Annotated in this window: 27 protein-coding genes; 8 read left to right on the top strand and 19 right to left on the bottom strand. The window is 53.2% G+C overall.

Going from position 1 to position 22,869, the window contains the following annotated elements; translation table 11 throughout:
• Positions 1-9 precede the first annotated feature (9 nt).
• From traU to D6851_RS15665, 14 genes are all read right to left on the bottom strand, one after another.
• Positions 10-1,032: a conjugal transfer pilus assembly protein TraU gene (gene traU, locus D6851_RS15730; RefSeq protein WP_120325862.1), complete on the bottom strand. Its 1,023-nt coding sequence runs from the start codon at positions 1,030-1,032 to the stop codon at positions 10-12.
• The gene (locus tag D6851_RS15725) at positions 1,025-1,297 is read right to left on the bottom strand and encodes a hypothetical protein (protein ID WP_120325861.1); all 273 of its coding nucleotides are present in this window, start codon (positions 1,295-1,297) and stop codon (positions 1,025-1,027) included. The genes traU and D6851_RS15725 overlap by 8 nt, the downstream gene beginning before the upstream one ends.
• A complete protein-coding gene (traW, locus tag D6851_RS15720) occupies positions 1,294-1,944 on the bottom strand; it encodes a type-F conjugative transfer system protein TraW (RefSeq protein WP_120325860.1) in 651 nt (216 codons plus the stop codon). Before traW ends, D6851_RS15725 begins: the two co-directional genes overlap by 4 nt.
• Entirely contained in the window at positions 1,941-2,480 is a 540-nt protein-coding gene (locus D6851_RS15715) for a S26 family signal peptidase (protein WP_120325859.1), read from the bottom strand. Before D6851_RS15715 ends, traW begins: the two co-directional genes overlap by 4 nt.
• Positions 2,480-3,052 (bottom strand): TrbI F-type domain-containing protein, encoded by a 573-nt coding sequence (locus D6851_RS15710; RefSeq protein ID WP_120325858.1) that lies wholly within the window; start codon positions 3,050-3,052, stop codon positions 2,480-2,482. Before D6851_RS15710 ends, D6851_RS15715 begins: the two co-directional genes overlap by 1 nt.
• Positions 3,027-3,350 (bottom strand): hypothetical protein, encoded by a 324-nt coding sequence (locus D6851_RS15705; RefSeq protein ID WP_120325857.1) that lies wholly within the window; start codon positions 3,348-3,350, stop codon positions 3,027-3,029. Before D6851_RS15705 ends, D6851_RS15710 begins: the two co-directional genes overlap by 26 nt.
• Positions 3,347-5,944 (bottom strand): type IV secretion system protein TraC, encoded by a 2,598-nt coding sequence (gene traC / locus D6851_RS15700; protein WP_183030141.1) that lies wholly within the window; start codon positions 5,942-5,944, stop codon positions 3,347-3,349. Before traC ends, D6851_RS15705 begins: the two co-directional genes overlap by 4 nt.
• 23 nt (positions 5,945-5,967) lie before the next feature.
• A complete protein-coding gene (locus D6851_RS15695) occupies positions 5,968-6,441 on the bottom strand; it encodes a hypothetical protein (protein WP_120325856.1) in 474 nt (157 codons plus the stop codon).
• Between the two features lie 119 nt (positions 6,442-6,560).
• Complete coding sequence (locus D6851_RS15690; RefSeq protein ID WP_120325855.1) at positions 6,561-7,382, bottom strand: DsbC family protein; 822 nt, start codon at positions 7,380-7,382, stop codon at positions 6,561-6,563.
• Between the two features lie 9 nt (positions 7,383-7,391).
• Positions 7,392-8,549: a TraB/VirB10 family protein gene (locus D6851_RS15685; protein ID WP_420797113.1), complete on the bottom strand. Its 1,158-nt coding sequence runs from the start codon at positions 8,547-8,549 to the stop codon at positions 7,392-7,394.
• 140 nt (positions 8,550-8,689) lie between these two features.
• The gene (locus tag D6851_RS15680) at positions 8,690-9,424 is read right to left on the bottom strand and encodes a type-F conjugative transfer system secretin TraK (protein WP_120325853.1); all 735 of its coding nucleotides are present in this window, start codon (positions 9,422-9,424) and stop codon (positions 8,690-8,692) included.
• On the bottom strand, positions 9,421-9,987 hold the full coding sequence (locus D6851_RS15675) for a type IV conjugative transfer system protein TraE (protein ID WP_120325852.1): 567 nt from the start codon (positions 9,985-9,987) through the stop codon (positions 9,421-9,423). Before D6851_RS15675 ends, D6851_RS15680 begins: the two co-directional genes overlap by 4 nt.
• Before the next feature lies 1 nt (position 9,988).
• Positions 9,989-10,273, bottom strand: a complete 285-nt coding sequence (traL, locus tag D6851_RS15670) for a type IV conjugative transfer system protein TraL (RefSeq protein WP_120325851.1) — start codon at positions 10,271-10,273, stop codon at positions 9,989-9,991.
• 68 nt (positions 10,274-10,341) lie between these two features.
• A complete protein-coding gene (locus D6851_RS15665) occupies positions 10,342-10,644 on the bottom strand; it encodes a hypothetical protein (protein WP_120325904.1) in 303 nt (100 codons plus the stop codon).
• 458 nt (positions 10,645-11,102) lie between these two features.
• Here D6851_RS15665 and D6851_RS15660 point away from each other — a divergent pair, with 458 nt between their 5' ends.
• The 5 genes from D6851_RS15660 (at position 11,103) to D6851_RS15640 (ending at position 14,378) form a co-directional block, all read left to right on the top strand.
• The gene (locus D6851_RS15660; RefSeq protein WP_120325850.1) at positions 11,103-11,453 is read left to right on the top strand and encodes a hypothetical protein; all 351 of its coding nucleotides are present in this window, start codon (positions 11,103-11,105) and stop codon (positions 11,451-11,453) included.
• 72 nt (positions 11,454-11,525) lie between these two features.
• Entirely contained in the window at positions 11,526-12,002 is a 477-nt protein-coding gene (locus D6851_RS15655; protein ID WP_120325849.1) for a helix-turn-helix domain-containing protein, read from the top strand.
• A 75-nt stretch (positions 12,003-12,077) separates the two neighbouring features.
• Complete coding sequence (locus tag D6851_RS15650; protein WP_120325848.1) at positions 12,078-12,299, top strand: hypothetical protein; 222 nt, start codon at positions 12,078-12,080, stop codon at positions 12,297-12,299.
• A 439-nt stretch (positions 12,300-12,738) separates the two neighbouring features.
• Entirely contained in the window at positions 12,739-14,103 is a 1,365-nt protein-coding gene (locus tag D6851_RS15645; protein WP_120325847.1) for a hypothetical protein, read from the top strand.
• Positions 14,103-14,378 carry a hypothetical protein gene (locus tag D6851_RS15640; RefSeq protein WP_120325846.1) on the top strand — a complete coding sequence of 92 codons (276 nt, stop codon included), beginning with the start codon at positions 14,103-14,105 and terminating at the stop codon, positions 14,376-14,378. Before D6851_RS15645 ends, D6851_RS15640 begins: the two co-directional genes overlap by 1 nt.
• Here the strand turns inward: D6851_RS15640 and D6851_RS15635 are convergent.
• From D6851_RS15635 to D6851_RS15620, 4 genes are all read right to left on the bottom strand, one after another.
• On the bottom strand, positions 14,364-15,161 hold the full coding sequence (locus D6851_RS15635) for a lytic transglycosylase domain-containing protein (RefSeq protein WP_120325845.1): 798 nt from the start codon (positions 15,159-15,161) through the stop codon (positions 14,364-14,366). The two genes, D6851_RS15640 and D6851_RS15635, sit on opposite strands and share 15 nt — an antisense overlap.
• A gap of 138 nt (positions 15,162-15,299) precedes the next feature.
• Entirely contained in the window at positions 15,300-15,554 is a 255-nt protein-coding gene (locus D6851_RS15630) for an SOS response-associated peptidase family protein (RefSeq protein WP_120325844.1), read from the bottom strand.
• Positions 15,555-15,785: 231 nt separating this feature from the next.
• Positions 15,786-17,873 carry a hypothetical protein gene (locus D6851_RS15625; protein WP_120325843.1) on the bottom strand — a complete coding sequence of 696 codons (2,088 nt, stop codon included), beginning with the start codon at positions 17,871-17,873 and terminating at the stop codon, positions 15,786-15,788.
• Positions 17,874-18,150: 277 nt separating this feature from the next.
• Complete coding sequence (locus D6851_RS15620) at positions 18,151-18,714, bottom strand: SOS response-associated peptidase family protein (RefSeq protein WP_238474154.1); 564 nt, start codon at positions 18,712-18,714, stop codon at positions 18,151-18,153.
• Between the two features lie 141 nt (positions 18,715-18,855).
• Here D6851_RS15620 and D6851_RS15615 point away from each other — a divergent pair, with 141 nt between their 5' ends.
• The 3 genes from D6851_RS15615 (at position 18,856) to D6851_RS15605 (ending at position 20,993) form a co-directional block, all read left to right on the top strand.
• Positions 18,856-19,788, top strand: a complete 933-nt coding sequence (locus tag D6851_RS15615) for an ArdC family protein (RefSeq protein ID WP_120325841.1) — start codon at positions 18,856-18,858, stop codon at positions 19,786-19,788.
• Positions 19,789-20,439: 651 nt separating this feature from the next.
• On the top strand, positions 20,440-20,727 hold the full coding sequence (locus D6851_RS15610; protein ID WP_147395499.1) for a hypothetical protein: 288 nt from the start codon (positions 20,440-20,442) through the stop codon (positions 20,725-20,727).
• Positions 20,728-20,768: 41 nt separating this feature from the next.
• A complete protein-coding gene (locus D6851_RS15605) occupies positions 20,769-20,993 on the top strand; it encodes a hypothetical protein (protein WP_120325839.1) in 225 nt (74 codons plus the stop codon).
• Between the two features lie 156 nt (positions 20,994-21,149).
• Here D6851_RS15605 and D6851_RS15600 read toward each other — a convergent pair whose 3' ends face one another.
• Positions 21,150-22,235, bottom strand: a complete 1,086-nt coding sequence (locus D6851_RS15600; protein WP_183030135.1) for an NYN domain-containing protein — start codon at positions 22,233-22,235, stop codon at positions 21,150-21,152.
• Positions 22,236-22,869: the final 634 nt, after the last annotated feature.

The raw sequence follows: 22,869 nt of genomic DNA, 5'->3' as shown, positions 1-22,869 counted from the left end.
GCCCCTCCCTCAGAAAACACAGCAATTGCGTTTGCGCCAAAGAAGAAACCCAACATCCTCTCCTTTCACCGGATACATCTTCGCAGCTTTCGGGAGTGTGGTTGACGCACCGATCGGCGAGCAGGCTTCACGGCCCGAAACCATCGGTGTCGGATTCACCTGCTGCAGCCGATACTGGCTCTTCTTAATGATCGGCATCGAATATTTTGAGCACAGCCCCTTGGACCCCATCGTGCCGAGAGCGAGCCCGGTCCGATGCATCTTGTAGACCATCCGTTCGGCTGCCAGTCGCGTAGACTGCGTCATACTCATATTGGCGCCGATATTGCCGTTCATGGGGTACATGCTTCCCTGACAACCTGAGCACCAGAACAGATCGTTCAACGGCAGGCGAGCGGTCGCAGCGGTGCAATCGGCCGCGCAGGCCGCCTGTGCAATCGGGCTGGTGAAGAGTGCCGCCTCAGGGTTCAGGATGGTGGTCAGCGAGTCATCCTGCCAAAGCGGATCAACTTCCGTCAGATAAGCAATATCGAATGTGCTTTTTTCGAAGCACACGAAGTCTGTCAGAAGCTCCAGCCAATAGAGCAATGGATAAACATAGTAATGCACATGATATTTGGCGGTGTTCTGACCTTTCCCCCCAATCTGAGACTGCGCCGAGGCGTAACCGCGGCCGACATCGAGACCCGGATTTAACTTTACGCCGCCAATGTTTGGAAAACAGAACGGTTTGGTGGTGACATCAATCAGCCTGACAGGCTCCCAAAAACCAACTGCAAGGCCTATACGCGGGATCGGTGAACCGCACGCACATATCGGTAAATCCGGATTATTCGTGTCCGCCCGGCCGGATGGCCAGATATCGAGGCCACCAAGCGAGAGCGGAAACATGCATCCCCAGCAAACATCAGTGATAGGATTAACGAAACTGCCCGAGCAGCTTCCGCTATCGGGTAGCGTCTGCGCATTGGCAGTCGATCCAAACGAAAACACGGCCAGTAAAGACGCAATGAATACCCAAAGCCTACTCATCGGACTGATCCCGATAAAGCCAGGCGTCATCAGCCGCGCGCTTCAGCGCCAGCCAGATCGGCACCTGCGCGGCACAGAAAACCACAAGACCAATCAAAACATAAAGGGCAACTCTGCCCACCAGTGCAGTCACCGGCCCCCAAAACAAGACGAGCAACGCTATCACCGCCAAAGACAAAATGACCCTATAACGAGCCGCCTTGAGCACATTGCTTTCCCTTGCCGCCATAGGCGCAGGCAGCCATTCTTTCAGCCGGTCGATCATTGCATGCCCCCATCCAGCGATATCTCCGAAATGGTCAGGACATTTTGAGTTTGCTGCACCGTCGCCGGAGTGTGACGAATACCAAACTTCTCTGAGAGCGTGCCCTGCTGATCGAAATAGAAGCGGCGCTTATGTTCTTTCATCGCTTCAAAGGGCGATCCATTGACCATGATTATCTTCACCTCACGATCACTGCCCTGTGCCATGGCCCAGGACACTTCGGAGGATCTGTCACCGTCGATGAAAATCAGTTCCTGTGACAGCGACACATAATCAAACGGGTTCACTCGTTGCCCGGCAACCGCAATCAGATGGCCTTTGTCATCGGAAATATTGCGGTCCACAGAAACCGATGGATCAAACGTCCACGTCTTGTTCTGCGTGGCCGGCCGAATACCCGATACCGGCGACGGCCGCATGACCTTCTGTTTAACGCGCTGCGCAAACCGTGCGTTCAAATCATCAAGCTTGCCGCTCTTTTCCGCCGCGACCAGTTTTGCCTTGATGGTCTGGAACAAGTCAGGTTCGATGATCGGCCAGGCTTCACCAAACTGACCGAAATCTTTGGCTGACAATGCCCCTGCACCTGGCAGTAACGGGCCAGTGAAAACGCCAATTATGGCACCGAGGATCACAGGCGCTTTCATAGAATGGGTGTTCCCACACCCACCAGCCTGTCTTTGCAGACAAAACCGATATTCGCATAACGGCTATCAAACCCGTCCTTGTGATGCGACCCTGCGTAAACACAGCCCTTCGGAATGACACCAACAGGCCCGGCCGTCAGCTTGTCACCCTTTCGGGTATACGGCTTCAGCCTGGCAACCGGATCACCATTTACATAAACTTCATTACCGCGCCTCTCCACCAGATCACCTGCCACGCCATAAGTGATCTTGGCGAATAAGGACGGGTGCTCACCGAAATACTCAGTGACAATCGGATCATCACCGGGATCGAAAATCACATAGTCACCGCGCGTGGGAAACACGCCAGATTGAATAAAGAACGCCCAGTTGGGTAACGATTCCGTCGCATTAATCAGAAAACCATGCGTTTCGCTCCACCTGGAAATGCTATGCACGGTAAAACCCAAAACGGCGATTACACCGAGCGATAACATTTTCTTCCGGAAAGAAAGGCGTGTTCTCGCAAGACTGCCAAGGCTGACTTTGCGTGCCATCACTCACCTTCACCGCTCTGAAGATAGTTGCGCATATCGCCTGCAACCGCCGACTGTGTGACCGGCGCGGGGAGCGCCACCTGCGAATAGACCTCATCACGAATGGAGTTTGTGATATCCTGGGCGGCGCCGGCCACAATGGCATCACTCACCAGGATCAAGCGTCCATCCGCAGCCTTCTTTTGCAGCACATTATCAAGCGCTGACATGAATGCGGCAGTTTGCGCCGCCGCATCCTGTTCGCTGTTCCCTGAGCGCGCCTGCGCACGAACATATTCGCCAACAATTGCATTCAATTGAACTGTTTCAATCGTCGCTGGCCCAGAATTACCAATTAGCTTCCAGCCAACAATTACAGAGGCAACCAACGCCGCTACGGCGAGAAAAAACTGCCCCCCGCTCCATGCCTGTCCAACCTTCCTTGCAGCCTGTGAAGTGCGGCGCTTCGCATTATCTGCAGGTTCCTGCGTTTGCGAATTGTTCAGGCTCTGCGCAGCATTTGTCGCGCTGTCTCGATCATGCCGATCGTCAATAGTGGAAACTATTTCAGACATATTTACGCCCCGTTTCATCAAAAATGCGGATGAGAACCGACCGGCGAAGAAATGCGGTCGCCAAAAAAACAATTAAGATCGAACAACCAAGGAGGTCGTTGAACTGAAGCTGGCGAGAAATATCAGCAGCCACATATCGCCCGGACAGGTTCAGAAGTTGATGCATTGTGCCGGCAATCGTGAAATTCCCGACAGAAAAGAAGAAAAACGAAACAGTTCCGATTGTAATCAGAGTGTTAGATATCACCCACCCCAATATCTGAAGGGTTAAGGCCATCACTGTTTGAGAAAATTCGAGCAACGTTTCTTTTGTCATGCTGCTTTCTCCTCCACTATTGAGGCCTGTCCGAATGCAACAGCTTCAATGGCATCCGGCATGGCAAGCCCGGTGTGAACCAGCCTTTCAATCTTGGCGAAAACATCCGGGCTCGATGAATAAAGAGTGGCAGAAAACGGATCGAGAACGAGCCGACCGACAAACTGCGTATCCGGACCTGTGACGAGCACGTCAGAATAATCGACGCCGTTTCTTTTCAAAGAGCGCAGTAAAGACTCGGTATAATGGTCCATCTCGAAGCGATCGGACTTTTTAAAACCGGATATTGTCTCCGGCTTCTGCATTAAATTGATCGTCCAGTCCGAGTTCTCCAACGCAGCGAGAGACCCTTCTGATTTGTAAAAATCATTGATCGATTGCGTGGCCGTCACGAGCGCTCCGCCATACTTCCGGCAGGTACGGGCATAGGTCTCGATAAACTGAGCCATTTCACCGCCCTTCAGGAGCTGCCAGGCTTCATCGATCATAAGAATTTTGGGGATGCTGCGATCCATTCTGCGCATGATCTGTGATGCGTGAAACATCACAGACGTCAGAACGACTGAGCGCAGTTCTTCGCGGCTTGCCAGATCAGACAGTTCAAAAACAGTAAGGTCGGCCGCCAGATCGAGGTTGTTTTCACCAACGAAAAACTGACCGAAAGTGCCATCCGACGAAAACGGCAACATGGCCGTCGCCAGATCACTGGCAACAGGATTCTCAAGCTCATTCAACTCGTGAATGATATCATCAATCGTGCCACTTACCCGGCACCGTTCCCACACAGCGCCGACAGCACGGTCAATCAGGCCACGCTCCGTTTCCGAAAGCTTACTCTCATTGCGAGCCATTTGTGCAACGATCGATTTGAGCATGGCCAGACAATCCACCAGATAGTCACTGTCTCGCTCAGCTATTTCGGCATCGATCATCCGAAACGGATTGACCGAAATCCCGGATGACAATTTAAATTCAGTGAATGTGCCGCCGACCGCTTTACACATATGTTCGAATGAACGGCCGTCATCGATGATGATCGTTTTCGCGCCAGCACCCGCAAAGCTGGCAGCAAAATCTTGCAGCAACACAGACTTACCCGATCCGGATTTACCGATAATCGAGCAATTATGGTTGCCCGCATTGTTCTGGAATGGCGAAAAGAACTGCGGTTGGCCCCGTCTGCCAATCAGCAAAACATGAGGGACATCCCCGCCGACATATTCGCCATGAAACGGAGCGAGCGCTGCAACTGAAGAAGAAAGGAAGGTCTTTTTGCGCGAAAACCTGTCAAGGTCGCTCGAAAATCCATCAGCCATTAGAAGCGGGAAATGGTTCATAAAGCCCGCGAGCTGAATATATGTCTGGTCGATCAGATCCCAGCCACACGCTTTAAACATCGCCTTTACCGCGCGAGCATTCTTTTCCCCTGCGTTATATGGAGAAATGACCGATACAGAATAATAAGCTCTGACGAGCTTTTCACCTGTTTCGATACGCTCAGACGCATATTGCCATTCAGCCGACTGTTTCTTCAGGTTCGGCAAAAAACGTGCGCTCTTCCCATCGGAAAGAGACGTGGTGCGCATACCCTTATAACCGGCCTTGCCCTGGCTCTCTTCGCTGCTCTGAACCTGTCCGGACAAGGATTGCAGTGTCGGGCAAGGCAGGCGCAGTTTGGAATTGAAGATATCGCCAATTGTTTTTTGCCCATCCCACGGCGCCCAAACATCCGGGAAATTTCGCGGGGCCAGAGTCCGAATATCGAATTTATCAGGCACATAATCGCGAAAATCGGGAACGCCGGAGATCTGTTCTCCTGTTGCCCGAAGCGATGGTGCCTCAACAACCAGACGATGCTTATCAACATGCGTTACAACATCATGCCGGATGCATTGCGCCTGGATAGGGTCGAAGCGATTATAACTTACTACATCGTCCCCGGCCCCTGTTGATGGGCACATAATCTCATCGAAGAAGCGTATGAGCTCGACAGGCGTCCAGATACGTGTCGGCACGTTAATCGCATCAAATGCCGCGATTAAGCTTTCCCGCATAGTAAGAAGATCATCGAGCTTCAAACTGGAATCATTGGCAATGCTGACATCGATCACGACTTCGAACCGTCGCAGGTTAAAAGGACCGTCGCTTGCAAGACTGTCCCATGCCCCCCGCGTCAGTTTCTCAATTCTGTATTTGGACAGCTTGGCAAAGACACCTCCACGCTGAACGCGCGGCAAAGCCCATCCCTGCAACTTCTCGGATATGCGGGGCGATGCGTAGTTATGAATCGCAAAGCAGGCGCCCGGCATCAAAACATCTGTGAAAATCGTATTGAGAATTTCACCGACACGTTCATCCGCCCCGACGAGCGGCGCAAGCTCAACGACAAATCCGCGAGACTTCCGATTTTCGAAGATCTTCTTTTCACTATCGAAATTCTGGTAAGGCAGGAACTTCGACAGCATTGCGGCATCCATACCGCTTGGCGTCTCATCGGGCTGTCTCTTATCGCCGAACAACGCTTCGCTAATATAAGCGGGAACGCTCTGACCATTGCGTCTGGCAAGACCCAAAACCGCAATCGCGCCGAGCATAAGGACCAGGAGCGTGATGATAATCATTCGACGCCCCCCGGAAAGGATTCCGCACGCCGGGTCTCACCCTCAGCCGCCACACTCGCGGCAACCTGCTCCTGGATACGCGCAATCGGGTTCCCGCTCTCTTTCGCCTCAACCGCAGCCCCTGGCAAAACGCTCTGCGCCATGATTTTGGGCGCGCTTTCGGCCGCCCCCAAAAGACCTCTTGAAGAATACCCAAAGGTGCGGCCGGCCATTTCGCCGGCACCATAATCGCCACCAGGCATTGTCACCTCAACAGTTTCCGTCTGCCTTGGATGATGCGCGCCGGTCCTGTCGGCATAGGCCGGAAAAATGACATTCAGCGCATAGCGCTCTCCGTCCTCGGCTTCGCGCCTGGCTATGTTGTCTTTGACCCCGTCGCCATCATCGACCTTGAAGGGACCGGTTGGTGAGAGAAAGTTTCGGCTCCTCCCCTCATTGATTGACGCCAGAGCAGTATCATCGATATCCACGGATGGGGCGCAAACACCTTCCGGCCCCTTACACTCGAAAGAGCCCCCAACATTCGTCCCAAATGTCGTACACCCACCAAGACAACCGGCGAGGATTACCAGAACGGAAGCGGCCCTCATCATGACACCTTCCCTTCCAGCCATTGTTCCAGGAAGGCTTTAGGACGATAACCACGAAGCACCGCTCCATCCTCACGGACAATAACGGGCGTTCCGGTGAAACCGTTTTCGCGTGCAAAGCCTTCATTCTGGTCAAGTCCTGAAGTATCGCACTTTCTCGAACCGGCCAGATCGGCGCCTGCATACGCCTTTTTGAGCGCTGTCTGACGGTCTTCAGCACAAATGACCGCTTCCGAAATGGCGCGCGATCCAAGGATCGAAATAGGCCGCTCAACCACTCTCACATTCATATCTGAAAGCGTCTGGTGCAACCGCTGGCAGTAACCACAGCGAAAATCACTGAATATGGTGACGGTATGGGAACCCTTGCCCCAGTTAATCGCACCTTTCTCATTCAGCTTTGTTAGCGATACTTTGGCCTCAGCAATTTCCTGCCCCGCCTCCATGGATCGATGCTCATCAGTATCAGCGCGCGCCGTTTTAGCCGCGCCATCAACCAATGTTTCCGGTGCCATTTCCAACAGCCGTGCTGCAGTGAGATCCTGCCGCGTTTCCAGATCGTAAATCCGGCCGATAATGAGATATCGTCCAGATTCATCCGTATAGAAAAGGTTGGACTTTGCCTGCACCTCACACACGCCATTAATCTGGCTGCAATCGATCCGCGATATTTCGGTCTTGGGAAGCCGCTCAGCGAGAGCTTCTTTCAGTGCTTCATTCTGCCGGTCAGAACTTTGCCATGGCGCAGCATAGGCTGTTGCCGCCGCTATCGAGATCGTAACGCCTGCAATAGCGCAATAAACGAGAAAATCTTTCTTCATCGGAAGACCTCAATTTTGAATGAAGACACCATCGAGGAACACCACCTCGACATCGGCTCCGGTGGGCATCTCAATGACAGGCTGATATTGTTCAGCGCGCTCGATCAAATATTCGGAAACCTGGTCCCCGGCGGTGGCGATACCCTCACCGATACCGCCTTCCAGAATGTCACTGGTCGATAGCTTGTCACGCTTGCCATCGACCGAGACATTAGTGCCGCTAAAAACCGAGTTTGTGTTCGCCGAGAAGCCTCGACCAAAACCGCCTGCGAGCCCGGCAAGAAATGCCTGCCCGATCAAGCCACCTTCCCGGCTGACAACTTTGCCACGAACGCCAACCTTACCGCCAAACGCAATAAAGCCTTTAACCTCGGAGACAGCAATCCGACCGCCAGCTTGGCGGCAGGTCATCCGTTGCAAACGGACATAGACTTTTTCCGATGACAGATCGCCCTGCGCTGCCCCATTTACCATGCAGCCATCAATGCGCGTGCGAAGAAGCTTGCCTTCATCATATACCGATCGCGCCGGGCCTGTAATACGCAGGACAACGGGCAATGGATCAGTTTGACTGCGGACATTCGTCGCAGCGTCAACACCCACGATAACCTTGGCCGCCGCAATAGAATTCGGCGGCAAATAGTTCGGGCTGTCAGTGAAACTCGTACTGCCGTCTTTTGCATCGATCCGGTTTGCAGTGCCGGTCGAACCACTGAATTTTACGAGCTTTACCTCTTTTCGGATCGGCGCTGCCTGCTGACCAACGGCGCCCGGTGCAATGCCTGCTGCGGCTGCAGCTTGCGCCGGTCCGGGCGCGCCGCCCTGAGGGGAAGTTTTTGCGGCTTCGAGCTCTTGCTTTAGCTTCGCGTTTTCGCGCTCATAGGCTTCAAAAACGCGCGTGCCGTCGGAAACCATGTCCTGCTTTTCCTGGCGAAGTGCATCGATTTCGTTTTGAAGTTCATCGATTTCACCAGTGGTATGCTCGACACTCTTGATACGGTTGTCATGATCGCCAATGACTGAGTCATAGCGGCTCATCCAATTCTGGTTCATCACCTGGCGATTCATGATCGCATCTGTTGATACCTGCGCCTTGCCTTCAGCTTCCTCTATGCCCTCATCTTCATCGCTACCGCTGAAAGCCCAGAGCATCGCCACAACAAGCAAAGCACCGCCACCACCATAGAGCAGCAGCCGCTGTTTCCTGTCTTCAGCGACATTTCTCTTGATCGAACCGTCCAGCCCAACCCCGTCAACTTCAGGAGCCGGGGCTCTATCTTCTTTCCCTTTACCCTTTTTGAAGAGCATCATTGGAATTCTCCGCCTGGTACTACGACATAGGCTCCCGTGGTTTGGCCCTTCGCCAGTTGATTATTTGAGATTGCGACGGCCACTGCGCCTTCAGGCACAAGAAGCCTGTCTTCGAGCGTGACGGGGTCTTCACCTGTATTGGTGACGCGTAAAACCTTGCCGTCGAGCACAAGGCCGCGATATTCCGATACGAGCTGAACTTTCAGATTCCCCACATTAACCGGGGCTCGCAGCTCATCGACGATGTCATAACCATCAACAACACGCTGCGCGAACATCGCTTTAATCAAATCCGCTGCCTGATCTTTAAGCGGCAGTTGCGGGGCAATGGCCAGATGTTCTTTCGGCCGCGCGACCTCCATCTTGTTTTTGATGAAAACCTGCTCTGCGCCTGTAGCAGATACCGCGCAAACAAACTTATAGACGTATCCCTTTGATGTCGTGCCGAAGAAACTGATCGCCGGGCGCGTATAGCTGGCCGGAACCGACACATAGATATCACCGCGCGTCGGTTCGTTTACGACGTCAAAATCCTGCGATGGATTATTGGCCGACACCTTGGAAACAGCCGCAAACTGATCTCCCTCAAGAGAAAAGCGCGTTAAATCATCCTTTGATGCAACGCATTTTACCTCGCCATTATCAACCGCATCTATGGTCTGGTCTGCATAAGACGCAGAAGAAACGACCATGGCGATTAGCCCGATAGTCAGCCTGAAAGGGACGTTCATGATTTGTCGCCTTCATCATCGACAAGCACGCCAAAACTGGTGAGTTTCAAAGTCATGCCTGAGTATTTCCAAGAAAATTCGAAAACGCGGTGATCTCGGCTCACTTCCTTGTCAGCGACAACTGTGTGCAGAACACCACCGACCTGGCTCGTCAGTGTTTCCGGATCGACGTCGATCCAGTCGATTGTAAGAAACTGGGTGATCTGCGAGCCGTTTTGCTCTTCGAAGATCTTCAAAAGCTTCGTTTGCAAGTCACCGCGCGCTGACGGCGCTGTTATGGCGAGCAGGCTCTCCATCCAGTATTTCAGTGTTTCCGGTGAACGATTAAGCGCTAGCTGGGCTGTGTCGCGCGTTACAGCTTCAAGGTAATCGCGGGATACACCTTTGCTTGATAGCGACATTTCTCGTGGCGCTATCGGCTGAAGAATAACCTCCCGGTCACGATTGAACGCGACAACGAGCAGGATCACCGACACTATCGCGAGGGCTAAGGTAACAATAACCATCAGGTTGCGTTGACGCAGAAACCTTTGGCTTTGCTCATATGCAGAAGACGATTCCATACTATCCTGCCATCACGCGAAAATGAGAGGGAGGAACGATTTTCAATCCGAAGAAACCACCCGGAAGATTCCAGTAGCCATAATGTATGATCCATCTTATTTCACGACCGGCTCTGATTTTGCGATATCCGAACCAAGACAACATTGAAATGCCAATACCGATTACGACGTGACCCGAAATAATACCCACGAAAAACGGAACCGACATGACGAGGAATTCATCAAATGTCCAAAGACCGATTAGTTCAGGATCATCCAAATGCTTTAGGATTGTGTATTCGTTCATAAGCCGCCTCAGAAAGTGAGGGTGCGACCAGGGGGATCAGTCGCACCCTGCCTGCTAGATTGCGGCGATCAAATCGTCGCCGTGACCGTGGAGGTCACGATCGGAACACCCGTGCCGGCAGCGACGCCAACACCGACCGGAACCGCCACCTGGCTCAGCGAGAATTTACCCGAGGCGAGAGCCACCACACCAGTGGCAAACGACAGCACGGTAATGACTTTGCCGCCCGAACCTTCCAGGAAGCTGGTGAACTGCGTCAAAGCAGTGTCGAAGGTCGTGTCTGCCCCCGCCATCGCGGCATCGACACCCATGGCAAGCGCTACCGCACCCACCGCTGCGCCGAGCGCCAGACTCTTTCCGGCGTTCTTCATTGCCCCGTTGTTCGCGCCGAAAGACGCCAATGCACTGGGCATTTTTTTTGCAAGTTGCATATTCACCTCATTGAATAATCAACGACGCACCCCTATTGGCCCGCCGCATATAATGAGATGAAGTATTGGCCGAAATCACAATACCGATACGGCCATTTCGCGCACTATACCGTCAATAAATAATCTATTTCGGATTGTTTACAGTAATGTGTGGACGTTTTGTCCATACCGTGTGTACGATTTGTCCATACTGTGTGGACGTTTCGTACATACGGTGTGTGCGATTTGTCCATACCGTGTGTACGTTTCGTACATACATGGCGTTCACGAGGTAATCCGGATAAGATGCGAGCCGGTTAGGAAGGGATTCTGGGCCACCGCAGTTGCAAGCTGCACCCAACAACTTTCTCTATAGCGACCCTCAGTCAATTCATCGTTATCGGACGAATGCGAAAATAATGACCAAATCCGGACACGTCATCCATCGAATATATCTCAATGATGAAGCCTTCTTACACATTCTCGATGCTACGCGAATAGCGAGCATCCAAACCAAACGCATTCAGAAGTTTCATACTGTTCTCATGGATGTTTTACAAAGAGGCCTGCCGATAGACCTTAATTGCATCGACATGCTCAAAACAATGATGCCCGTCGATGGCGATAATTACGTGCTCATCAAAGTTCCATCTGATCTCGTGGCATCGATTGAACCCAACCGAGCGATATTGGAATCACACATTCACAGCCGCTCATGGCGCGAGCTGGCAGTTTATTCCGCGTTGCTCACCATCCGCGAGCATAATTAAAAGCCCATTGACTTTTATCACTATAAGAAATTATGTCCTAGCTTGTATTAGCAGGGTGGAGGCGCATACGCCATGGCAGCGCGCAAATATGATTCGATTCAAGGAAGTAATTCTCCTGTCGAAAGCGGGCTTTTTTACATCATCGACAAAGTCATGACGGAAAAGAAGGTTTCGCGCAGGCAGTTATGGCGCGATGGGGTGATATCCGAACGAGTGTTCAGATCTTTCGAAAAGAAAATAACATCCGGAGCATTGTCTCTTGCTGAATTGGAGGCAATTCAAAGTTATTTGGGAATAGATAAAATCCGAGCATTTCTTGCAGTAAGCACTCTCGATTGCCCGCAAAGCTATTTCAACGCTACATGCGAAACGCTTTCGAATCTTACGGCTGAATTCGCGGCCATGCTCATCGATCTACATTCAGCAACGCAAGGCAGAATCGAGCCTTTGCCTACCCGGCAGGCTAAAGCGCTGGCCGGCAAGAATAAAAAGCTCCTGCTTGACCACCATATGCGCCGCCAAAACGATGATCTGCCAGGCTTCGCATAAATTTCTAATGCAATATGTTTGAAACTATGCTTCCTAGTAAGCTCGATTCCGTCCCCGCAAGAGGTCAAACCGATCATGTCACAACGCCAGCAATATGTCGCTACACTCCGCCAAAAGCGCAGAGATGCGGGCTTTCGGCCGCTCGAAGTCTGGCTGGAAAAGGACATTATCAAGCAAATCGACGACCTGAAACTTGGGGAAGAATCGCGCGATGCCGTGATTTCTCGCTTGCTCGCTTCGAAACTCAAACAGCTTTCGCAGCAACGCCCGGAAGCAGGAGCGGTATCAATGAGTTAAAAAACGAAAAAGGCCCGGTTGCCGCCGGACCTTTCTCTCAATTTGGGAAGCGGTACTTGCATAGGACGCGCAAGACAAACTTCAATTTCCGCTTCCCTATAACAAGTCTTTTTTTCGCGCGCAAGCGTTTTGCGCGGCGTTGCCGTGTGTCCGCTTGCGCGTTCATGCAACGCAGAGCTTCGGCCTGCACTATGATTTAGGGAGATCAGCACTTCAGACAAAAAAAGACCCAGGCAATGCCTGGGCCCTATGAGAAGCCGGACTAGAAAGGAAAGCCTGAAGGAAACCGAAAGGAAAACCGAAAGGAAAGCCAAAAGGCAAACAAAGTCCAAAAAATCCAAATCCTTTCTAGTCCAGTTTCGATAATTTGCAAGTCTCATCGCGATTTTCGCGGCGATGCCTGCTGTCTGAAATGCTGCTCCTGCTAGGGAGTGAGTAAATGGATCAACAGATCGCATCACGTCGCCATGACAGCCGTTCAATAGGTGGCCTCATCGAGTCCATGTCGCTGATAAAGCACGACTGTTTTTCTATTGATGATTGTCTCGCTTTACGCGGTGATGCGCTACGGGTTGCCCAATGGGAAGCATCCGTAGCTAAGGCCATGCGCCTGCGAAACAATCCTGAGGCGACACGTAAGGCTGATGGTGAAAAACTACGTTCGCGCGCTATCAAAGCCTTCGCACAATTCACTGACTACCCGCCGGTGACGCTGGAAATTCCGAAACGCGTCTGGCGTCGGTGTTATCAGCTGGTGCGCATGTGTGCCAATCCGGCCGACTGGACCAGCAAGACCGGTCCAGTCATCGGCGCCAGCGACGACACAATGCGCGTCACCTTTGGAGTACAACGCCCATCACGTGAATTTGCGTTGCTCAGAGCCTGGGGACTCATTGTCCCCCATAATGCCAGAGGTAATGGCCACCGGCGTTACAAGGTCTCTGCGAGTCACAACAAAACCTCCGGTTGGTCGCTCGCTCCGATTGTCTTAATGCTCGACAGTCTCGACGAGTTGCGCGAAACAGAGCGCAATCTGATCGAGAAACATAGGCTGCTTTGTTCAGAAATCACCAACATCACCAGCTCGATCAGGTCGCTTATGCGGCCTATCGCAAATGAGTTGGCATGGGCCGAAAACACGATGTCAGCGCAGCAAACCATATGCGCCCGTCGACGAAACCTGGCGGTCAGAATAACACCCAAAGCAATCTCGGAGCTTGAGATACTGCACAGGCAGTCCCTTGCATTACACCAAGCAGCCGAAAAACAACTGAGCGAAAACTCAGGCGAAGCTTTCACAGACAATCCGGCAGCGACAGAAATGTGCAGTAGGGTGAACCAAAATGTGCAGTACCACACTACCACTCATAAAGAACACAAGTTCAATGGCTCATCAGAGGGTTCAGAAAGGGGAGGCCGGGACAAAACTTCAGCCAACAACCAGGAGGATAGCTACGGCCTCATACGATCAGGCTTCAAATGGACTGATATTGAAAAGGTGTTCCCATTCATAAGAGGTTTCATTCATTCTCACGCTGGCCCAAATGCCAGATTACTCCACGACATTTGCAAAATGAGCGCAGTTTCAACAGAAACAGCGATATTTGCTGCAAAGCTGCTTGGTCCAGAGGCGGCTATCATTTGCGCCCTTCTTACAGGAGAACGTCTCTCTCAAGGAACTATTCACTCTTCACCGGATAAATATATGCAAAGCCTTGTCAGGCGCTCGGCCCAGGGAGAGTGCAATCTTGGGCACAGCCTATATGCACGCTGCAAAGCAGTTAATTTTGAAAGAGGTCGATAATGCCACAAGAAACCATCATGGCATGGACAGCCCTCTACATCGCAGTAGGACTGTTAGCCTTGCTGTGCAGCGTTTTGGCTCTCACAATCACGATTTATGATTTGCATGTCGGTAATTTCGCACCGGACATATCATCATGGACAGGCCTCGCCCTGCTTATTCCACGCCTTTGGTTACGCTGGCAAATCAATTATTTCAAAGGCGCACCCGTGATTATCGCAATCGCAGTCTATTTTGCGGCAGATATCGGCTTTGATAAATTATGGCCGTCTTAGTTCAGCGCCGCTGCTGGCAATCGTAATCCTGCGAGCGGAGAAGCTGGCTTTTCTGGCGGCTACGATCCGCTTCAAGATCGAATTCACATATTTCTGAGTTTCAGCGAAAGGTGGAACTTTGCCATATTCACGGATACGTCCAGGACCAGCATTATAGGCACCGAGTGCCAGATCCCATTCGCCAAAGCTTTCAAGCTGCTCTGCAAGATATTCGGCACCACCGCGTAAATTCTGTTCGGCGTCATAGGGATCGACAACCCCCAGCTCACGTGCTGTGCCCGGCATTAATTGCGTAAGGCCGATGGCACCGGCACTGCTTTTTGCCGAAACATTATATTCGCTTTCGGCCGCAACAAGCGCATCGAACAATTCAACCGGCACGCCAGCTTCACAAGCAGCGTCCACCATCGACCAGTATAAAGACTGTCTTCGTTTTTCGACATCGCTAGAGAGCGAAGGGTGGGGCAAATAATAACGCGGCCGGTCACAACCGGCACCATTTCCTATTGCATATCGGGTGAAGGGCGAAGATCTGGACTTCAGCCAAACAGGCACTTCAATTGTATGGTATGCCGCGTCGGTCGGGGCAGCTAAAGCCTCAAAATCCTGCTGCAATTCGGGATCGGATTGGACCTGCTGCGCCTGAGACCCGCCTGGCACAAGAAGCTGGAATTCGCCCGACCGAGATCGATCAAAAACAAGTACATTGCTTGCTTCAGCGACAGAACTTGCGCCAGCCAGCGAAAAGATCAGACTGCTGAGAAATGTGATTTTATTTAACATACCAAACTCCGAAAAAGAGTCTGGTCCGGATATCGCTCAAATTAGATAATTTGGTCAGGATAAGAGTACAAGACTTTATTGTTCATCGCTATTTTCGCGAGAGACCCCTTTCTTCAGGGAGGGGAGGAACGCGAGGATTTATTTAGGCCGCCACCATCGTCTCTCGGTCACTTCGACTTTAACCGACGCCGCGGGCCAAGGCCGATTGAACCGATGCAGTTCCTCGATCGGTGCTTTTAACCATGCCTCCCAGTCTTCCGGACCAATAAAGATCGGCGCGCGATCATGGATATGCATGAGTTCTGGTGCCGCGTCGGTCATCACACCGCTATAGCAATCGTTCCATTCCTCGCTGCTTCGCCAGAGGTGCAGATTCCAGCCAGATTGATTCATCCGTCCGGTTGCAGGTGACTCATCGTAATGGCGGGATGACCGCAATGTCGGGGGAACGGACGTTGCAAATGACGCAACGAAACGTCTGCTATTGGGCCGCTTGCGGACGGTCAGGTCCAGGTTTGCAAGTCAGTGAAGTTACGTCCGTTCAGACGACTCCTGAAGCGTTGGTTACAGTGGACGCCATGTGTACGATTTTCAAGGCGCACCTTTGCTTGAACTCCCCTCTCCCTAACCGGCACCGCCTATATCCACGCTCTCTTCGTTCCCCGCGCCCATGCCTTTGATGACCGGCGCCGGACCGGGATCGAAGGGCAGCCAGCGCACGCTGTCCTCTTCGGGCCAGGCGAGCAGCCCGATTGTCCAGAGCAGCCGCTCGACATGCGGGCTAATGCTCATAGCGCGCGAGGCGTCGATGCGTCCGTCGGCAGTTTCGTAGATCGCCGCAAGGTCGCGCCCATAGAGCTCGATCCAGTCGGCAAGGTCCCAAGCGGTGAGCAGCGACGGCAAGTCAGCGCCAGCAAAGTCGGCACCCTCGGCTAGTCCCGCGCGATGACCGAGCCAGTCAGCGGCATGAGCGAGGATCGCCGACGCGCATTCGAGTGCGGTCACCACCAGCGGCTCGATGTCCTGGGTCGCCTCGAACACGATGCGGGCATCCGCCATCGCGGCACGGCCGAAAGCGAGCCCTTCAAGGACCAGATCGGCATAAGACTTGCCGATATCAGGTGCGACGAATGCGCCTTCTCGCGCGCTGTACCAACCGCGCGGCGCTGCGCGGACAGCGGGGTGTAACATCGAGGTGATCAAATCGGGTTCGAACGCCTCGGTGGCAAGCTGCTCGCCATAGCCAGCGTCGTGGCCAATATAAGCGAGCATCTTGACAAGAATGTTGAGTGCCCAAGCGCGGATCGCGGGATCGTCGTTGAGCCAGGACATGGCCACTCCGGCGGCGATGACAACATGGGTCTTGGCGGTGCCGTCGCGAACGACCGGCACGGTGTTCGCAACTCCCGCGCCATAGGCCAGCGCAGTGGTTTCAACCGGGGGCAGATCGGTCCCACGATCGACCGAAGCCAGCGCACCAACATAGTCGGCAGCGACGGTAAAGCCGTCGAGCGATCCGAGCGGAAGGTGACGGGCAAGGACCGCGATGACTTGATGCACAACGTCGTTGAGCTGCTCGGCAAGTGCCTGATCGCCGACCCCCTCGAGCCGGAAAGTGTAGGCGAACTCGGTATCGGTCGCGCCGAGCTCGGCAATAGCCCGCGGCAGCGAAGTGTCGATCGCGCCAGCGCCGATTAGCGCGGCGGAGATCGCCGCATCAATGGCAGGCGCCCCCTCCGTCCCGATCGACCGGACGAGGTCCAGATCAACGACGGGAGCCGCGGCGATGAAAAAATTATCGCAACACGCCGCTGCCCGAGCGTTGAAGTCGACAAGGTCAATCATCACCGCGCCGGGAGCCACGCCGACGAGCATGCGGTTCGACGCGACCGGCAGCGCGACAGAGGCGGCGCTTTCGCCGTCGCAGAGTAGCAAGGGTACAAGCGGCCCCGCGCCATCGCTCGCGAGGCCGACGCAATCGGGCAGGATCAGCTGCTCGGCTTCAGCCACATGCCATTCGAACGCAGCGAGCCGTTCGATCCAGCGATGCTCCGCGGGGTCCAGAGAAAGAATCTTATCGTGGGTCTCGCGCACCATGCCAGCGATCTCGGGCTGAATGCTCTGGAGTTCCTTACGCATAGGAACCGAGGCCTCAGCAAGATGTCCGGGCGCCTTTTCACGCAGATAGAAGGTAAATAGACGCTCGCTCAGCGCCTCGGGCACGCCGAACGGGAGGAGCATGCCAGCGGACTCGCGGATCTTGTCGATGACCAGCGGCGACAACTCGGTGCTGCCCAGCCCCATAATTGCCGCGAGTTTATCGGGCGCGTCGAGCAAGGCTTCGATCTCTTCGAAGAAGCGCGTGCTCGCCTGGTCAAGGAGCGAGCGGATATGCGCGGTACGAGTGATCAGGTGATGGACAGTTCGCGCCGCGTCCCACGCATCAACACACTTGCCGAAGGCGATAGCGCGATAGCCATCGATGACCTTGCTTAGATCGCCTTCGAGATCGGTGATCATGTCGTCTAGGGTGACTTCACCCGGCACCGGCCGCGAATAGAAATATTCGCCAACCCCGACGTCGCGGATCCCGACAAGGCGCGGTGGGCCACCCTTCCGATGCAACCAACTCCGTTCGGCTTCGCCCGATTCCTTGTCGAGAAAGCCGCGCTGGAGCAGAAGGGGCAGATAATGCTGGCGGCGTCCAGCCAAAAACCTCTCCTAAAACCACATAGGCGTACCAAATTCGCATAATGCCATTCACTTCGTCTATGTCGAGAGTGAACATCCGCTTTAAGCATGGAGTGTCCCAACCGTGTGTGACAGCAATTAGGGCGCGAAGCGGACGTTGCAGTTCGGCATGTGTGGCGTCCGCAATGTCGGCGTATCCGGAACGGCAGCTTTTTTATCACCAAATGCTATTGCGGCCACTTCGATAGAACGGTGAGTCAGTCTAAATTGGACGGATGAGTCAATCTTTCCATTCCCTCTACCAGAGGCCAGCCCATGCCATGATCGGCATATCCGGTATCGATAGCCAGGTTTCGGTTTTTGCGCTACGCGGCCCTTGCGCTTCGGCATAACGAGCGACCGGAATCAAACACCGGTTTGCTGGCGCGGTCCATCGTTTCCAATATCCGTCAAGCTTGTCGAACCGCGCATTATTTACCGGGTGTGGCCTCAATGGCTGACCTTTCTTGCCTTTTAGCACAAGAGGGAAGCCCCACGTCATTTGACGAATTACCCTTTTGCCGTCGCGATCGAAAACGACAAGGCCAGGGTCTTTCGGATGAATGGTGCGACCACCACCGTTGAACCGGCCTGCCGGTTCCGCGCAAAACCAGTTCGCGACATCGTCGAGTGCGACAGATTCGTAGCGGTTGCACATCGATCTTGTCCCTCGCCATCTTAAAGAGCGGCCCAGGGCCGCGCGTCTGGTCTGTGCGGGCTTGCCCGCACCAGGGAAACACCAAGAGCTCTGCCCTTTCGTTTCCTGAAGCAAAATCGACAGGACCGGGTTGTTCGTCAAGGGCAGCCAAACCTTCGCGCTCACGCGCGACGGGGCCGCCCTAGCCTCTCTGCCCGCACCACTCCCATCGATTTTACTCCCCCATCCCCATCCCGCCTTCGCCCGGGGGTCAGAAGCCGATGCCCATGCATCGCCTTCGGCTCCATTTTTAGGAAAGGGATTAACATGACCAAGACCGCCAATCGCTCTCGTAAAGCAAATGCTGGACGCGTGGATATTTACGAGGATGTGACAAATCACATCATTGGCTTGCTTGAGGCTGGCACAAAGCCGTGGTCGCCGTCGTGGGCGCACGGTGCGGGCAGTTTACCCCGTCGTTCATGTGGTAAAAACTATCAGGGAATCAATGTCTTGTTGCTGTGGGCGACCGCTATGATGAAAGGTTATACAAATCCATACTGGATGACCTTCAAACAAGCGTTGGAGCTTGGTGGAAATGTGATGAAGGGCGAGAAAGGAACGCGGGTTGTCTATGCTGGATCAATTGCCAAGAAGAATGAAGCTGGCGAGCCCGTTGAGGAAGACGAAAGACGCCGTGTGTTCTTGAAGCGCTATACGGTGTTTAACGTCGAGCAGATTGAAGGGTTGCCCGATGGAAAATTCCCCATGCCGGAACCAATTATTGTTCACCGTGAAGACCGTGAGCCGCACCTTGACGCAGTGTTTACAGCTTATGGTGTGCCTATTCGAGAGCGGGACGGACTAGCATTTTACAGCGATACGGACGATTCCATTACCATGCCTCGCTTTGCGAGTTTCACAAGCGCCAACGCATTTTATGCAACGCTTGCTCATGAAGCAATCCATTCAACCGGCCATCGCAAGCGCTTAAACCGCGAGACTTTGCGTGATTATCACAAGAGCAAAGCCACCCGTGCGAAGGAAGAATTGATTGCCGAGATCGGAGCTGCTTTCGTTTGCACTGCACTGGGCATGGAACCTACTGAACGCGAAGATCATGCCGCCTATATTTCGAGCTGGTTAACAGTTCTACGAAACGACAAGCGAGCCATTTTCAAGGCGGCCACCGCTGCGCAGGCCGCAAGCGAATTGATCCTGAAGGCCAGCGAAGCCGAGGGCGAACGGCTGACAGCCTGAGCTGGCACTGGGCGGTATCGAGCCGCCCCACCATCCCTGAAGAAAGGGGTCTCCCGCGAAAATAACGATGAATTTGGAGGTTCTATGCTCGCCCAGATCCAAACATGGCGTACAAGTCTTTGCCTGTTACGCGCTTGGCCAGCTTGATCGAGAATGGCTTAAATTAAGCAACAGGCTATCGTCCAATCTCATCCGGTTACAACCGGGGCTATCGCAATAAGGACGGAGGATCCGCACAGCGGATAGTTCCGGCTCCCTTGTCTGAACGATCAGGCGCGCGATGCGCGGCATGATCGAGCGCGCGTTATATGCGCTGCGCTTCGACCAGGCGCGCCGAGTGCGAGGCAGACCCACACTCCGATAGAGCCGCCGAGGCGGCACGTCTCTGTCTCGTTTTTGGGAAGTGGCGGCCTCCCCTTCCCTGCGCAAGAGCTGGACCGTCTCGGCCTGCGGCCTCGCTTGGCGATCATGGGGGCTTCCCCGGCCTTCCGCGTTCGCAGGCTCACTTGTGCAGGCCGGGTGATTCCCCTCCCCCATGATCGGCTCTGATTTGCGCATTCCCATCCCCCGGCTTCGACCAGCGGGCAGAAGCCGATGCCCATGCATCGCCTTCGGCTCCATTTAACTCTTAGCGAAAAAGGATCTCTCATCATGAGAAACTGGACGGAAACAGACGCCGAATTAACGTATCTTGGTAAACTCGCGGATGCGATTGAAGTCGCAGGGTGCGTTCAGTTCGATGATTGTGTTGAGCGGGTCGATAATAAAGATGCTCAATTTTACAGCGTTTATTTTCATTACACGCCAGAATGGCCCGGCGATCCAACTGGCCTAGCCGGTGCCATGTGTATTGCAGATCGAAACACGTTGTACGAAGCAAAATCGTTTGCTCAGGAATTAGCGAACCACTTCGAATTACCGATCAATATTTGTATTTGAATTGGTAGATAGCATCTAAAACAGCTGAAGGAATATTAAACATGTATCCACTTCGGTCAGCTATTGACCTGCATGGTAAGCTAATCGACCGTGACACGCGCCGAGCCAGATTGCTGGCGGCGCGGCGGCGACCTGTGGGCGGGATCAACCGGAAGGGCATCCTGTCAGGCCATTGGGACGCTGGCGATGTGGTCGGCGCTTTTCGCAACGGCAAAGGATCGTTCGTCCAAAACGGACCTCCAACTTTTCCGCCCGGGGCGGAATGACCGCCTCGGGTCGGGTTCGGAGCTGGATGGCAGGGATAGCTGACGCTCAAACGAAGTCGGCTGCCGACCAAAATTTGCCGTTCATCTGGCAAGCGTTGCATGCCAGATTCCGCCGGAACCTGTTTCTGCCCATCAAATCGAAATCGATATCGCCAGTTAGAGCGGGCGGTGCATTTTAATTGAGGCTCGGCCACTTGCCTCGGTGACAATCTCTATCTGAACTTCATTCATTTCGTTGTGCAAGTTAACAAGCGACTTGATTTCATGGTCCTCCAGGCCATAATTTGCCTTATGGTCAACCGCTTGACAGGACATAGCCTCTGTAATGATTTCGAGCGGCCATGATGGTTCGATACCACCTCGAATAAACTGATCGCCCAGTTCTTGAAGCTTTCGGCCGATATGATCGTCTTTCAGGAATTTTGCTAAATCAGCTTGGAAAAAATATATGCCATCATTAAATGCGCGATCGCAGAGAGGGAGAAAATCTTGATCTGAAGACACGATGCACAGTGAATCAACTTCCGAATTATGGATTGCGTCCATCGCCCTCATCACAATCCTTGTGTCTACTTCCTTTTCATCGAAATATCTGATCTGGCCTTTGTCGACACGGAAGTTGAAAAAACCTTCATGGGTCTCTTTGTGATCCGATATCCTCTGAAGTTCTTCCACAAAAGCATCATATTTAGAATAGTCCCGCCGAAAGATGCCATCTCTTTCGATAATTCCTGCTTCAACGTTGGTAAGATGTCGATGAGACGCTGCGTATTCACGCTGCCGCTTTCCGCGTAGTAACCACTTGATTTCTCGCAGCGGAGCAGGCGCGAAGAAAATTTCGAAGCTCGGATGAATATCAAGGTAAGTTCCATTTTTGAGAATATTTGTTTCTTTCGATAGGAAGTATTTACCTTGCCGTTCTTCAACCGAAATTGTTCCGTACAAATCTTTCAAATAGCCGCATGGACCTGATTTGAGAGAGCAAACCCGCCTCGAAATTTCATCAAAAGTTCTTCGCAACTGAAAATATGCGAAACGACTAATAATAAAAGCGTCATCTAAGGCGAAGTCGTGAGCTGAAAGCCATTTATGAAGGGAAAAATAAATCCCTTGCAGGTCGACTAGAATCAGGGCTTTGTGGGTTTCTATCTTTGAACCAGATAGTTGGAGGGCTGCCTGTAGTCCTCGGAGACGGGCTTCGGTAACACGATCAGGCTTCTTTTCAACGTCTGGAGTATCCATTTCCCTCATATGCCAGCTCGTCCCTCTCTCTCTCAGATGTTGGTCCCGTGAGCCATTCTGACATAACGGAAACATGCGGCTTCGGTATAGCGATTAAGTCGCTGCGGCAATGCCAACGAGAGCGTATTAACGGCAACGTCTGACTTGCTCCTGTCCGCCATTGCTTTTTGGCCGTTGGCAAATTCGGACGAGCTCGCCTACGTCAGTTGCCGTCATGCTCGATTTGCCGGATCTTCGATCAAAGCTGCGCTAAAGGCCGTTGAACGCATGCTCCAATTTGCGGATTTACATCGACTGCCAAGCGATCATGGCCGGCCAATTGTCCTGGTCATATACGATACCCGACCTATAGCGGGATGAGTGCGCTGCTACATGACAATCCGACCGCGCTAGCGTAGGGCTGGCGGATATGTAGGAGCGGTGTCGCAAAGGTCATTCTGCCAGTTATGGATGAAATTAAGGTAGAAGGCGTTCTTAGGGACTTGCGGCACCTACATAGCTTTGTTGGGCTCTGTTGCAAACATTGGTGACGGCCGGGCAGCGTCACCCCGTCTGGGGATCAGGCAGCATTGGCAAAATGCTGATTGAGCACGTCCATGGCCTCGGTCATGACCGAGGGGCCAATGCCAAATGC

The organism is Altericroceibacterium spongiae (assembly GCF_003610805.1).
GTDB lineage: Bacteria > Pseudomonadota > Alphaproteobacteria > Sphingomonadales > Sphingomonadaceae > Altericroceibacterium > Altericroceibacterium spongiae.
Note: the sequence above shows the minus strand (reverse complement) of the source record. Positions and strands in the feature narration are given on the sequence as shown.